This is a genomic window from Cytophaga sp. FL35, from assembly GCF_014349235.1.
Classification (GTDB): Bacteria; Bacteroidota; Bacteroidia; order Flavobacteriales; family Flavobacteriaceae; genus Euzebyella.
This window is the reverse complement of sequence record NZ_JACSOH010000004.1, coordinates 25,259-38,162: the sequence shown is the minus strand read 5'-3', so window position 1 is coordinate 38,162 and position 12,904 is coordinate 25,259. Positions and strand designations below refer to the sequence as shown.

Below are 12,904 nucleotides of genomic sequence, written 5' to 3'. Positions count from 1 at the left end.
TAAGTCAAATTATAGTTTTAGATAACTACCAATTATAATGAACGGGGAAATTTCAAGAGCGCAAAGGTACAAAATAAAATAGAAAAAATAATTGGTGATAAATTTTTGATGATTCCTCAGCACTGTGGCCCAACCGATTATATTAATCAGAAGAATGATTAAAATTGACGCATATACGACAACGATTGAGTTTTTTACTACATATACCATTAGCAAATTCGCAATGAACATTACGAGGCCGCTGTAGTTTAAATATGACAATTTCTTAAAAATTAACTCTCCAATGGTGCGGCTAGAACCAAAAATGAAACCATTACTCAATTGTAACGCCATTTTGACCAATAAGAATCCAACAATACAACCTAGAATAATTGGGAACATAAAAGGATATTCATCATTGGGTTGGGCAATTAACACCTGTCTGGCCAAGTAAACAAATAGTGCGAAATTTAAGGTTTGGAAGATGCTGAAAAATATATGGAACCAACTAACCAGTTTTTCCTTTTTATTGTACATAAAGATGTACTTGTTGTTGAACGGAAGTATTATGAAGTTCATGAACCTGGCGTAAAACAACCTTTTGGCAAGCACAAGAAATACGAGGCTGCATATAAGGACAAGGGTCATCCAATCTGCTGTACCGGCTGTTCTTAATATAGGTTCCATTATTCAAATTTTGTATTGGTGCCGTTGATACCGTAAAGCAAATCATTTTCAGAAATGCCTATTCTAAAATACGTTGCATTATCCATCTTTGGTTTAGGAAACTTAAATTTAAATACTACGGTATCTTTGGATGCCAGTTGCTTGGTTTGCGAGTCTGCGGGAATTGCTTTTAGTGCAAAGCGGTCAACTACATCCTTGGTTGGGTTTAAATAAGCAATATTGAACTTTATTTTATTCAAATTGATATTTTCCTCGTACGGATTATATACCCTAAATGTTTGTTCTTTTTCCGTATCTAAAGAAATGGGTTCTTCCACTAGGGTCTTGAGTTTTCTATAAGATTCAAAATTATCTATATACTGACCATAATACATTTTTCCGTCTCCCTTGGGCAATTCCATATCGGCACCGGTGGCACGCTTAGAAACATATAAAACTTTTTGATGCTGTAGGGTACTTTCAGAATTATCTATGGAGTATTGATTACGTCTGTACATAAAATTATTCAGTGAAAATGTGGGAACCCCACTGTAGAAAGCGTACATGGGAGCATTTCTATAGGAATTTTCAAAGACTACGGGCATATCCCCAATTTTTTCCTGTATGCCTGAAATCCATTCCTTATTCCCGTGAGTTTCATAAAAGATAGGGGAAATGGGTTCGTAAATTAGACCTACCCTGAGATACAGTATTAGAATGCCATTAATGATTCCTGTTATATATATCCACTTTCGTATGTTGGCATTGGCGATAATTTGCCTAAAGGTTAAAATAGCCAATGGAACGGTGATTACAATAATCCACTGAGTTTGTATCCTTCTATTGAAACTGGAAACAAAGAAGAATAGAATGATACCATAGGTTAAAAAAAGTAAAGCCTTGGTAAAGCGGTCCGTAGATTTCGTTTTGAATAGGGATTGGTAGACCCATGGAAAGGTCAGGCCAAAAACAGCTATTAGATTTACAAAAAAGCCCAAGGTGTATTTAGTAAAATTGTAAGGGTCGTTGGGCCTATCGAACAAGTGGTATTTAATGGTGACAAAATCATTTTCAAACAACCATATAAAATGGGGTGCATAACATAACAACGCCACAAAAACACCGAGCCAGGCATATTTGTTGGTGACCAATTTTATATTGGAAAACAGTACAAAGAAAATGACCAGGGCCGCATGGTATTTACTATACATTAACCCGGCCATAGTAAAACCTAAAAACAGGCCCCAAAGCCAATTGTTATGTTCAAGAAAACGTTTGTAGGTATAAAGAAAAAGGGCCGTAAAAAAAAGTAAGGGCGTATCCGGTAAAGTAAAGAATCCATAGGCATTTAATAGTGCCATTGAAAATAGCAAGACGAAAAAATGGGGAACGTAGTCCTTTTTTTTAGGGTGGTCTATGGACATCCAGATAATGGCGAACATTCCAGTAGAAAGAAGGCAACTTACAAATCTCACTCCTAATTCTCCATCAAAAAGGAATCCGCTCAATTTTACCATGAGGGCTACCAACGGGGGATGGTCAAAATACCCCCAGCTAAGGTTTTGTGCGTAGTGCCAATAATAGGCCTCATCAAAAATCAATGGAGTTAATGCCGATTGAATGACATTAAGGATAAAAAGGAGCCCTAGCAATATTAAAAAAAGACGTGGAAATTTGGAGTTCATTATCGTTCCGATAACCGTTTTTTTGGGTGGTGTTCGCTTAAATAACGGTCAAAATTACAAATTATGATGCTGCAATGAAGGCTAAAAATTTCACAATTAGAAGGTAGATTCACCGCAACACCCTTTAAAATGCTATTTTTGCCCCGTTATCAACCACTGCATGACGGATTGCCTAGTAATTATACCAACTTATAACGAAATTGAGAATATAGAAGCCATCGTTAGGGCCGTATTCTCATTGAATAAGGCATTTCATGTTCTTATTGTGGATGACAACTCTCCAGATGGAACTTCAAAAAAGGTGATGGAAATGCAAAATGAGTTTGCCAATTCCCTTTTTTTAGAAGTACGTACAGAGAAATCGGGGTTGGGTACGGCGTACATTCATGGCTTTAAATGGGCGATAGAGAGAAAGTACGACTACATTTTTGAGATGGATGCCGATTTCTCCCACAATCCGGAAGATTTACCTCGTCTTTATCGGGCTTGCCTTAACGGTGCGGATGTGTCCGTGGGTTCCCGGTATAAAAAAGGGGTAAATGTAGTAGATTGGCCACTGTACCGTGTTTTGTTATCCTATGGTGCTTCATTTTATGTGAAAATGATAACAGGGATGCGCGTTCATGATCCAACGGCCGGTTTTGTTTGCTATAAAAGGCATGTACTCGAAACTATTAATCTAGACTCTGTGCGTTTTGTTGGATATGCCTTCCAGATCGAAATGAAATTTAGGGCCTATCTAAAGAATTATCATATTGAAGAAATCTCTATTATTTTCAGGGATCGGGTAAAAGGAAAGTCAAAAATGAATTCGGCAATCATCAATGAAGCAGTAGTGGGAGTTTTTATGATGAAAATGCGAAGCCTTTTTCAAAAAAGTAAATTTTAAAATGAAAAGAACACTAATTAAGAACGCCCTAATAGTTAATGAAAATACTATTGTTGAAGGTGATATACTTATAGAAGGAGATAGGATTGAACGTATAGATAGGGATATTAGTAGTGAAAATGCTCAAGTACTAGATGTAAGCGGGAACCATTTGTTTCCTGGGGTTATAGATGATCAAGTACATTTTAGGGAACCAGGCCTAACGCATAAGGGTGATATAGCCTCTGAAAGTAGGGCGGCAGTTGCTGGAGGAATCACTTCCTATATGGAACAGCCCAATACCAATCCGCAGACAGTTACCCTAAAAAAACTCGAAGAGAAATTTGCCATGGCTACCAATAGAAGTCATGCCAATTATTCCTTTCTATTTGGCGGTACCAATGATAATTTGGAAGAAATAAAACGCCTGGACAAAAAGGCTTGTTCCGGGGTGAAGTTATTTTTGGGGTCGTCTACAGGTAACATGTTAGTGGATGATGAAGAAGTTATCGAAAAGATTTTTAGCAGTACCGAAATGGTAATTTCGGCCCATTGTGAAGACGAGGGTACCATAAGGGCAAATTTGGCGTCTTATAAGGAAAAATATGGTGATGATATCCCCATTAAATACCATCCTTTGATTAGAAGCGAAGAAGCTTGTTATCTTTCATCAAGCAAGGCGATTGAACTTGCCAAAAAAACGGGTGCCCGTTTACATGTCTTTCATTTGTCCACTGGAAAAGAAACTTCTTTGTTCAGAAACGATATTCCCTTAAAGGACAAAAGAATTACGGCAGAGGTTTGTATTCATCATCTGTGGTTTTCAGAAGAGGATTATGATAGCAAAGGAACTCTCATAAAATGGAATCCCGCAGTAAAAACGGCGGAGGACCGGGCTCAATTATGGGAGGCGCTATTGGATGATAGGTTAGATGTTATAGCAACCGATCATGCCCCGCACCAATGGCAAGAAAAAGATAATGTCTACACCAAAGCACCTTCTGGGGGTCCATTGGTTCAGCATGCCCTGCCGGCTATGTTGGACAAGCATAGGCAAGGGGTTATTTCCTTGGAGAAAATTGTGGAAAAAATGTGCCACAACCCAGCTATCCTTTTTGATTTGGATAAGCGAGGATATATAAGGGAAGGATATTATGCAGATATAGCCATCGCCAATCTAGAACACAGTTGGAAGGTGGATAAAAACAATATAGCTTATAAATGTGAATGGTCTCCTTTTGAAGGCCATACCTTTGGTTCTCAAATTACACATACCTTTGTGAACGGGCATTTGGCCTATGAGAACGGCCATTTTTCAGAAGAAGCGCAAGGAAGGCGATTAACTTTTGACCGATAAATCAATACGTCTATGGCTTACTGTAAAAAGATAGCGTTTCTTGTTTTGTTTCTAACTGCAGTCTCTTGCAATGAAAAATTATTGGAGAAGCCGGAAAACCTTATTGATAGAGGTAAAATGGTCGTAATTTTAAAAGATGTGGCGGTTTTAAACGCGGCAAAAACTACGAATGTAAGCGTGTTGAGGGAAAACAACGTAGATATAATGAACTATATCTACCGTAAGCATGGTATAGATAGTTTGCAATTTGTGGAAAGCGATAAATATTATGCATCGGTTCCTGAGGAGTACAAATCAATTTACCAAGAGGTAGAATCCAGTTTGGAAAAAGACCAAAATGCTTTCAAGGATGCCAAGGAGGTTAGGGACAGTCTTAGAAGAATAGAATTGGAAGAAAGGCAAGCGAGAGTGCAAAGAACTAAGGATTCTCTTCAAGAAATTTCTGGGAGCAAAAAGTGATGGTGGGTTCTAAGGGTTCAAATTTGAATTGAAGAACGTTTTTGGCCTTTTCGTTAGAGTAAATCTCCCTGTTTTTAAGTGATTTTACAGAGTTTTTGGTAATCCTTCTTCCCGTATTGAAAATTAGGTTTCGGAGCCAATCAAACCATCGGCCTAATTCAAGTTGCCATTGTTTAAGTTCCTTTGTTGGAGGTTTAAGCCCCAAAGCCGTTGTAATTTTGGTAAGAATCTGTTGGTAGCTAAGGTTTTCGGCTACAGCAATGAATCGCTCGTTTTTTATATCGGATTCCATAAGAGCAACCATCATTTTTACCACATCGCTTATTGTGATGAAACCCGTTCCTCCGGGAGGATAAAATGAATGTTCTTTCTTTGCTACACCAAAAAGGGAGCCGCTACCTGAGTTCCAAAAACCAGGGCCGATAATCACTCCCGGATTGACCATAACAACATTCAACCCTTCTTGAGAACCCCGCCACACCTCCATTTCTGCAGCGTGTTTGGTAAGTGCATAGACATTGGCATCCTGTGATGTCCAGACGTTTTCCTCATCCGCTTGATTCCCGTTTAGACTTTTACCAATGGCGCCAATAGTACTTACGTAGCACAGCTTTTTGATTTTATGTGCTATGCACAGGTTAACGATGTTGGCCGTCCCTTCGGTGTTTATCTTATGTAATTTTTGATAATCCCCAGGGTCAAAAGAAATAAAAGCAGCAGCATGATATACCCGTTCCACACCCTTAAAGGAAGTTTCAAGCTGTGTGATATCATTGATGTCTGCTTCGGTCCATTCTATTTTATGAAATAGGTTCAAGGATGTTTCGCCCTCATATCCAAAGATTTTTTTAACCCTTTGTATATCGCTATTCCTTCTGTGAATGGCCCTTACTTTTTGCCCCTGCTTTAGAAGCTGTAGTAAAAGATGGGCTCCCACTAAACCTGTTCCTCCGGTCACTAAAATCATATGCCAAATGTACTCATAACGCCTGAATTTATTGTCTGACCTGCCATGGGAAAAAAACAATAGTATAGTAGCACATCTTTAAAGAGTAATAAATGAGGAGCGCCATAAAAACTGGTCTTTAGTAGCTGCATTGCTTGTGCCTACCTATATTTGCAAAAAATCTTTGAATTTGCTTATCATGGCTACCAATTTTGTTGAAGAATTAAAATGGAGAGGGATGTTGCACGATGCAATGCCCGGTACGGAAGAACATCTAATGAGCGGTCTGCAATCTGCTTATGTGGGTATAGACCCCACCGCAGATTCATTGCATATTGGGCATTTGGTAGGGGTAATGATGCTTAGGCACTTTCAATTGGCTGGCCACAAACCATATGCCTTGATCGGTGGCGCTACCGGTATGATTGGGGATCCTTCAGGAAAATCTGCAGAGCGGAATTTACTGGATGAAGCAACACTTAGGCATAATCAAGCATCCATAAAAGAGCAACTGAGCAGATTTTTGGATTTTGACAGTGCATCTGACAACGGTGCGGTCTTGGTGAATAATTATGACTGGATGAAGAAATTTTCCTTTCTTGATTTTATTAGGGATATAGGAAAACATATTACGGTCAACTACATGATGGCCAAGGATTCTGTAAAGAAACGCTTGTCTGCTGAGGCAAAGGAAGGCATGTCTTTTACCGAATTTACCTATCAATTGGTTCAAGGTTACGATTTTCTTCATTTATACAGAGAGTACAACTGCACCCTACAGATGGGCGGTAGCGATCAATGGGGAAATATTACTACAGGTACAGAACTCCTTCGAAGAATTGGTAATGGAAAGGGCTATGCCTTGACCTGTCCTTTGATAACCAAAGCAGATGGAACCAAATTTGGTAAGACCGAAGGTGGCAACATTTGGTTAGATGCAGATAGGACCTCTCCCTATCGTTTTTATCAATATTGGTTGAACACTTCTGACGAGGACGCTGAAAAATACATTAAGATTTTCACCTTTTTATCCAAGCAGGAAATAGAAGAACTGGTAGAAGAACACAAACAGGCACCGCATCTGCGTGCACTTCAGAAACGTTTGGCAGAAGAAATTACCGTTATGGTTCACTCTAAAGAGGATTTGGAAAATGCGCAAAAGGCCAGTAACATCCTTTTTGGCAAATCTACCTCAGATGACCTAAAAAAATTGAACGAACAGACCTTTTTGGATGTTTTTGATGGGGTGCCGCAAGCGGAAATTTCTAAGAGTGAATTGGCCGACGGACTCGATATGATAGGTGCTTTGGCCGATAAAACCGGATTCTTAGGGTCCAATAGTGAAGCCCGTCGCGAGTTAAAACAAAATTCCATTTCCGTAAATAAGGAAAAGGTAAAAGCTGATTTTTTAATTACCGAGTCCGATTTGATCAATGACAAGTTCGTATTGTTGCAAAGAGGCAAGAAAAACTACTTTGTTTTGGTAGTGTCCTAAATAAATAGCTGCATTCTATTCAATAAAACAAGATTGGTTGCGTTAGATTTTCATAGTCTTTAAAATCTGATTGCAATGAAAAATTTTGTTTACATCTTGGTGGGCGTTTTTGCTCTTGTGAGCTGCGATAAGCTAGATGAACTTACCAAGTTTGATATTGAGTATAAAAGCAATGTAACCATCGAATCAACGGTGGGTATAGATGTTCCTTTTGATGTTTATACTCCGGATGTGGAGACCAATTCCGAGTCAAAGTTTGAAGTAAACGATACCCGAAAAGATTTAATTGAAGAAATTAGGCTTAAGGAGCTAGTTCTTAACATTACTACTCCTGATGATGCGGATTTTAGTTTCCTAGAGTCCATTGTTATTTATATTTCTGCCGAAGGATTGGATGAAATCAAAATAGCCGAGGAAGTTGAAGTGGATCCCAATACCGGTAATTCTTTGGATGTGGATGTTGTAGATGTAGACCTAAAGGAGTATATAAAAAAGGACGAGTTCAATTTGCGCTTGGAAACTGTTACCGATGAGGTTATTAGCAGAGACCATGAAATTGAAGTGAATTCTACCTTTTTTGTAGATGCAAAAATATTAGGGCTTTAGAGAACCATTAGATTACACCCGCGAACATCTGAATGATCGAACCTTCCCAAGATTTCAAAACTACCGTCCGCATGCATTTTACCTAAATCTTGGGTCGCAATGAAGGAACAGGAATGTTGGTTGGCTAAGTCAATGATATTGATACCACCGGTTTTTCCTATTCTTTGAAGGCTTAAAGGGTCTTCCGTATCCCTAATTAAGACTTTCATCCATGGCGGGGTTTTGAAAATTCCGTTTCCCTGGGAGTACGCTTGTGATAAAAGCTCGGTCATGCCATATTCTGAATGAATATTTTTTAATCCAAAACCATTTTGTAGAATTTGGTGAAGTTCGTCCCTTATAAGTTCCTTTCGACGTCCTTTCATGCCTCCTGTTTCCATCACAATGGTATTGTTTAATCGTAAGGAATTTTTTTCGGCAAGGTCCAAAAGTGCAAATGAAACTCCTATTAATAAGGTTTTTTGGCCTTGCTCTTCCAGTTCTTGCAGGGTTTTCTCAAGTTTGTTCAAGTCATTTAGGTAAAAGCCACTTTTAGGGTGATTGCTATTTTTAATGAGATAATCCGCCATATAAATAAGCGATGAACCTTGACGTTCCAAATAGGAGGGTAGCAGGGCTAAAATGCAATAGTCTTTGATGTTTCCGTAAAAAAGTTCAAGTGCTTTGGTAAAACTATCGATATATAATTGAGGGTCTACGACATAATGCTTGCTAGTAATGCTTCCGGTTGTTCCGCTGCTGGTAAAAAGGGTTTCAGGAATATTTTTGGTCGTTAAAATGACCTTGGATTTAAAGAAAGAAATAGGCAGGAAAGGTATGTTTTCAACTTTCAAAACATTTTTTGGGCTCATGCCCAAGTGATTACAAAATTCATGGTAGACCTCATTATTTGCATACTGATATCGGAAAGTTTCTAAGGTTTGTTCCTTAAATTCCTGTGAGGTGGAAATGGAAAATAGCGAGTGTGAATCCATAAATTATACTTGTCGCAAAAATACTGTAAACCATATTACCATACGAATTCCGTTTAGTTGTTAAATAAATTAACAGTTAGTTAGCTCGACAGTTAAAGTATTCTAATTAATGTAAGATAGTTTACTATATGTTTTGAAGCGATTTTTAGACCTATACCTTTACCAAAAATGCCCTTTAGGGCTATAAGTAAATAAAATAGACACAAATGAGTCAGGTTAAAAACAATGACACGGTAAAAGTACATTACACAGGAAAACTGGAAGATGGTAAGGTTTTCGATAGCTCTTTGGAAAGAGGGGAACCCTTGCAATTTACTTTAGGTCAAGGACAAATCATCCCGGGATTTGAAAAAGGGTTGATCGATATGAAAGTGAACGAGAAAAAACCGTTAGCATACCAAAAGAAGAAGCTTATGGTGAACCTAACGATCAATTAATTCAGGAGGTGCCTAAGGATCAATTACCGGAAAATATAGACCCACAGGTTGGAATGGCCTTGGTTTCGGAAGGGCCTAACGGTCAAAAAATCAATTTAGTGGTCAAAGACGTGAAAGATAGTAGTATTGTGGTAGATGGTAACCACCCTCTGGCAGGTCAGGACTTAGTTTTTGATTTAGAGCTGGTGGAAATTTTATAATTCACACAGGTCAAGATATCAAAGGCCCGTTTCTACGGGTCTTTTTATTTTACAATTAGTTTGCGATTTACCGTTTTCTCGTCCAATTCTATCTGCAGGACATAGATTCCCGGCTTGAGGGAAGTTATATAAAGGGTGTTGTTTCTTATTTTTTCCCTTAATACTGGTTTGCCAAAAACATCATAAGCCGTAACTCCCTTAGGTTCGTTTGCCGATGATACGATTTTTACCGATTCTCCATATGCGGGATTCGGATACAGTTTTACTTCTGTAATGGCTTCTTGTGGACCAATGGATGTGAAGGATTCTTGTGCACACATAGGTGTCGCCATAGTCATAAAGGCAATAATGAGGAGCAGGCGCATGGTAATTGATTTGGGATCAATACTTTAAAAGTAGTCCAGAGGAGTTAATTTGACATAAAATTGTTGTGAAAGCACAAAAATTGTAGGTTAGCAATCACGATGGATGTATTTCATCGGAAAAATGAAAACTAAAAGAGGTTGTTCTAGCGGTACTGGACAAAAAAAGAGGATTACTTAACAATCAGCTTTCTAGTGGCGACATTGTTAAGTTCAAAAACTCGGAGCACATAAACACCGGCATCCAAGTCCCTTAGAAATAATTCCTTACCTGTAATTTTCGTTTCAAGAACTTTAGTGCCCAAGACATCATAAATAGCTATTTGTTTGGGCGCATTTTTTGTAGTGCTTATAAAGACCTTACCATCTGTTACAGGATTCGGGTAGAGTTTAAACCCATCAATTTCTCCATTGCCCTGGCGAACTTGGCCATAGCTTAAAGAGATAAACAGCATTGTTACAATCAAGTAAAGGTGCTTCATATGGTAGGTTAAACAAAAAATGTACCACAAATATAATAAATCTTTATATCCAACGTTGGCGCGATTGTATAAACGGTTGGGTTTTATGGGTAGAAAGCAAAAAACCCCGCAAATGCGGGGTTTTTAGTTAGCTCTTAAACTACCGTTTAGTTGAAACCAATGGCCCAACCAGTGGCCCAATCTGGTTCTCCACCTTTATTGCCAGCACCGGTAGCATCGCCTTCAGAATAGAAGTCCATGTTGGTACCTGCATAGTTAGTGGCTTCAAAACCAGTTGCAGGACTAGCGAATTCAATAGTTGTAATTGCCAAGTCGTCTGCATCTATTCTAGCATTGGCCTCTACATCAGTATCCTTAACATTGATGCCTAAATCAATACCTTCGGTATAGAAATTTTCAACAGTAAAGCTACCACCTCCTTCTTTAAAGAAAAGGGCACCTTCAGATACTGGTCCAACTACTGTAATGTTGGTCAATGTAGTAGTGGTAACAGGCGTGGCGTCTCCGTCATCACCATTGTTAGAACCTTCAATACCAGCTTTGGCACCATCTTTAATGTACCAGTTAGTACCGTTACCTGTCCAACCATCTGCAAAGTCGATAGAATCGTCACCACTTCCAATAGAAACAAGGTTTACACCATCAACAGACCCACCAAAGAACTCAATACCGTCATCACCGCCCATATAAGACTGAACGTTTTCGAAAGTTGTACCAGAACCAACTCCGAAAAGGGAAACACCGTTGAACTCTTTGTCATTGGAGAAAGTAGCACCGGTATACTCAACTCTTAAGTACGTAATGCTCCCAGAATTGTCCTCAGCATTTGCACCACCGTAGGTAAGGTCTCCTACCTCGGTAGTAACATCAACTCCTTTGTTGGTTGGGGCATCACCCGCGATAACCAAACCGCCCCAGTCACCAGGTGCAGGGTTTTCTACCCCTGAAGTCATTACAACAGGAGCAGTGGCAGTACCGTTAATATTGATAGTAGCTCCTCTTTCAACACCAATAAAAGCGGCAGTACCACCAGTGGCCTTAATCGTGGTTCCGGCAGGAATGGTCAAAGAACCACCTTCTTTTACTACAAATCCACTAGTTAGAATGTATTCGATATTGGCATCTAATTCAACATCTCCAGTTGCTTCACCTGCTAGGTTTTGCTGAGAAGAAGGAGCACTATTACTAAGTCCTATAGTCCATCCGGCGGCCCAATCAGGAGCAGCAGCGCCATTACCAGCACCAGTGGCTACACCTTCGGTATAGAAATCCAAGTTTGTTCCTGCGTAATTAGTGGCAGCAAATTCAGAAGGAGTATCGGCAAACTGAATGTTAGAAATCATCAAGTCGTCAGCATCAATTCTGGCGTTAGCCTCAACATCGGTATCTTTTACATTGATACCTAAATCAGCACCGCTTACGTAGAAGTTGTCAACAGTAAAGCTACCACCGCCTTCTTTAAAGAAAAGAGCACCTTCGGCAACTGGACCCACTACCGTAATATTCGTCAAGGTTGTAGTAGTTACAGGAGTAGCGTCTCCGTCATCACCATTATTTGAACCTTCGATACCAGCTTTGGCACCGTCTGCGATATACCAGTTAGTACCGTTACCTGTCCATCCATCGGCGAAGTCGATAGAATCGTCACCACTTCCAATGGAAACCAAGTTGATACCGTCAACAGATCCACCAAAGAACTCGATACCGTCATCACCACCCATGTATGACTGAACGTTTTCGAAAGTAGTTCCAGACCCTACACCAAAAAGGGAAACACCGTTGAATTCTTTATCATTGGAGAAAGTAGCTCCGGTATATTCAACCCTAAGATAAGTAATGCTACCAGAGTTGTCCGCAGCATTAGCACCTCCATAGGTAAGATCACCTACTTCAGTTGTAACGTCAGTACCTTTGTTGGTTGGGGCATCGCCCGCAATAACCAAACCACCCCAATCGCCTTGGGCAGGATTGGCAGCACCTGAAGTCATTACTACAGGAGCAGAAGCAGTACCATTGATATTGATGGTTGCTCCTCTTTCAACACCAATAAAAGCGGCAGTACCTCCGGCAGCTTTGATAGTGGTTCCGGCAGGAATGGTCAAAGTAGCACCAGATTTTACAACATAAGCACCGGTTAAGTTATAAGCTATGGAAGCATCCAATTCAGTATTCTCAGTAACTTCTCCTTCTAGGTCTTCAGTTTCTGCTGGCTCTTCGCCACATGGAGTACAAGAACCGCCGCAATCGATACCGGTTTCGTCACCGTTCATTATACCATCACTACAGGTAGGGTCATTACTGGGTCCGTTGTCGTCATCGCTACAAGACACCACAAGTGTCAAAGCGGCCAGACCAAGCATTATTGAGAAAATCTTTTTTTTCATCATT

General features: G+C 39.6%; 14 protein-coding genes. 7 read left to right on the top strand and 7 right to left on the bottom strand.

The features are described from left to right. Window positions 1–9: 9 nt before the first annotated feature. Entirely contained in the window at window positions 10–627 is a 618-nt protein-coding gene (locus BIZ36_RS21265) for a DUF4271 domain-containing protein (protein WP_353616818.1), read from the bottom strand. Window positions 628–665: 38 nt separating this feature from the next. Then, window positions 666–2,330, bottom strand: coding sequence for an ArnT family glycosyltransferase (locus BIZ36_RS03880; RefSeq protein ID WP_187456559.1), 1,665 nt, complete (start codon window positions 2,328–2,330; stop codon window positions 666–668). Window positions 2,331–2,490: 160 nt separating this feature from the next. Between BIZ36_RS03880 and BIZ36_RS03875 the strand changes: the two genes are divergently transcribed. The 3 genes from BIZ36_RS03875 to BIZ36_RS03865 are packed head-to-tail and all read left to right on the top strand — an operon-like array spanning window position 2,491 to window position 5,014. After that, window positions 2,491–3,219, top strand: a complete 729-nt coding sequence (locus tag BIZ36_RS03875; RefSeq protein ID WP_187456558.1) for a polyprenol monophosphomannose synthase — start codon at window positions 2,491–2,493, stop codon at window positions 3,217–3,219. Window position 3,220: 1 nt separating this feature from the next. Further along, entirely contained in the window at window positions 3,221–4,555 is a 1,335-nt protein-coding gene (locus BIZ36_RS03870) for a dihydroorotase (RefSeq protein WP_187456557.1), read from the top strand. Window positions 4,556–4,567: 12 nt separating this feature from the next. Continuing rightward, complete coding sequence (locus tag BIZ36_RS03865; protein WP_187456556.1) at window positions 4,568–5,014, top strand: DUF4296 domain-containing protein; 447 nt, start codon at window positions 4,568–4,570, stop codon at window positions 5,012–5,014. On the opposite strand, the gene BIZ36_RS03860 is transcribed toward BIZ36_RS03865, so the two are convergent. Beyond that, entirely contained in the window at window positions 4,974–5,981 is a 1,008-nt protein-coding gene (locus tag BIZ36_RS03860) for an NAD-dependent epimerase/dehydratase family protein (protein WP_187456555.1), read from the bottom strand. The two genes, BIZ36_RS03865 and BIZ36_RS03860, sit on opposite strands and share 41 nt — an antisense overlap. Window positions 5,982–6,159: 178 nt before the next feature. Between BIZ36_RS03860 and tyrS the strand changes: the two genes are divergently transcribed. After that, window positions 6,160–7,455, top strand: a complete 1,296-nt coding sequence (gene tyrS, locus BIZ36_RS03855; protein ID WP_187456554.1) for a tyrosine--tRNA ligase — start codon at window positions 6,160–6,162, stop codon at window positions 7,453–7,455. Between the two features lie 75 nt (window positions 7,456–7,530). Further along, the gene (locus tag BIZ36_RS03850; RefSeq protein ID WP_187456553.1) at window positions 7,531–8,061 is read left to right on the top strand and encodes a hypothetical protein; all 531 of its coding nucleotides are present in this window, start codon (window positions 7,531–7,533) and stop codon (window positions 8,059–8,061) included. Here the strand turns inward: BIZ36_RS03850 and BIZ36_RS03845 are convergent. Then, on the bottom strand, window positions 8,058–9,035 hold the full coding sequence (locus BIZ36_RS03845) for a LuxE/PaaK family acyltransferase (RefSeq protein WP_187456552.1): 978 nt from the start codon (window positions 9,033–9,035) through the stop codon (window positions 8,058–8,060). The genes BIZ36_RS03850 and BIZ36_RS03845 overlap by 4 nt on opposite strands. Before the next feature lie 206 nt (window positions 9,036–9,241). Here BIZ36_RS03845 and BIZ36_RS21260 point away from each other — a divergent pair, with 206 nt between their 5' ends. Together BIZ36_RS21260 and BIZ36_RS21255 are read left to right on the top strand one after the other, a co-directional pair. Further along, window positions 9,242–9,472, top strand: a complete 231-nt coding sequence (locus BIZ36_RS21260; protein WP_353616812.1) for an FKBP-type peptidyl-prolyl cis-trans isomerase — start codon at window positions 9,242–9,244, stop codon at window positions 9,470–9,472. Window positions 9,473–9,480: 8 nt separating this feature from the next. Then, complete coding sequence (locus BIZ36_RS21255; protein ID WP_353616811.1) at window positions 9,481–9,672, top strand: FKBP-type peptidyl-prolyl cis-trans isomerase; 192 nt, start codon at window positions 9,481–9,483, stop codon at window positions 9,670–9,672. Window positions 9,673–9,716: 44 nt separating this feature from the next. On the opposite strand, the gene BIZ36_RS03835 is transcribed toward BIZ36_RS21255, so the two are convergent. The 3 genes from BIZ36_RS03835 to BIZ36_RS03825 form a co-directional block, all read right to left on the bottom strand. Further along, entirely contained in the window at window positions 9,717–10,037 is a 321-nt protein-coding gene (locus tag BIZ36_RS03835) for a T9SS type A sorting domain-containing protein (RefSeq protein WP_187456551.1), read from the bottom strand. Window positions 10,038–10,207: 170 nt separating this feature from the next. Continuing rightward, window positions 10,208–10,516: a T9SS type A sorting domain-containing protein gene (locus BIZ36_RS03830; RefSeq protein ID WP_187456550.1), complete on the bottom strand. Its 309-nt coding sequence runs from the start codon at window positions 10,514–10,516 to the stop codon at window positions 10,208–10,210. A gap of 146 nt (window positions 10,517–10,662) precedes the next feature. After that, window positions 10,663–12,903 carry a beta-helix domain-containing protein gene (locus BIZ36_RS03825; RefSeq protein WP_187456549.1) on the bottom strand — a complete coding sequence of 747 codons (2,241 nt, stop codon included), beginning with the start codon at window positions 12,901–12,903 and terminating at the stop codon, window positions 10,663–10,665. Window position 12,904: the final 1 nt, after the last annotated feature.

Excerpts from the sequence above, each read along its gene's own strand:
- BIZ36_RS03870 (WP_187456557.1), top strand. The coding sequence starts at position 3,221 with ATGAAAAGAACACTAATTAAGAACGCCCTAATAGTTAATGAAAATACT.
- BIZ36_RS03860 (WP_187456555.1), bottom strand. The coding sequence starts at position 5,981 with ATGATTTTAGTGACCGGAGGAACAGGTTTAGTGGGAGCCCATCTTTTA.
- BIZ36_RS03865 (WP_187456556.1), top strand. The coding sequence starts at position 4,568 with ATGGCTTACTGTAAAAAGATAGCGTTTCTTGTTTTGTTTCTAACTGCA.
- BIZ36_RS03830 (WP_187456550.1), bottom strand. The coding sequence starts at position 10,516 with ATGAAGCACCTTTACTTGATTGTAACAATGCTGTTTATCTCTTTAAGC.
- tyrS (WP_187456554.1), top strand. The coding sequence starts at position 6,160 with ATGGCTACCAATTTTGTTGAAGAATTAAAATGGAGAGGGATGTTGCAC.
- BIZ36_RS03845 (WP_187456552.1), bottom strand. The coding sequence starts at position 9,035 with ATGGATTCACACTCGCTATTTTCCATTTCCACCTCACAGGAATTTAAG.
- BIZ36_RS03850 (WP_187456553.1), top strand. The coding sequence starts at position 7,531 with ATGAAAAATTTTGTTTACATCTTGGTGGGCGTTTTTGCTCTTGTGAGC.
- BIZ36_RS03825 (WP_187456549.1), bottom strand. The coding sequence starts at position 12,903 with ATGATGAAAAAAAAGATTTTCTCAATAATGCTTGGTCTGGCCGCTTTG.
- BIZ36_RS03835 (WP_187456551.1), bottom strand. The coding sequence starts at position 10,037 with ATGCGCCTGCTCCTCATTATTGCCTTTATGACTATGGCGACACCTATG.
- BIZ36_RS21265 (WP_353616818.1), bottom strand. The coding sequence starts at position 627 with ATGACCCTTGTCCTTATATGCAGCCTCGTATTTCTTGTGCTTGCCAAA.
- BIZ36_RS03875 (WP_187456558.1), top strand. The coding sequence starts at position 2,491 with ATGACGGATTGCCTAGTAATTATACCAACTTATAACGAAATTGAGAAT.
- BIZ36_RS21260 (WP_353616812.1), top strand. The coding sequence starts at position 9,242 with ATGAGTCAGGTTAAAAACAATGACACGGTAAAAGTACATTACACAGGA.
- BIZ36_RS03880 (WP_187456559.1), bottom strand. The coding sequence starts at position 2,330 with ATGAACTCCAAATTTCCACGTCTTTTTTTAATATTGCTAGGGCTCCTT.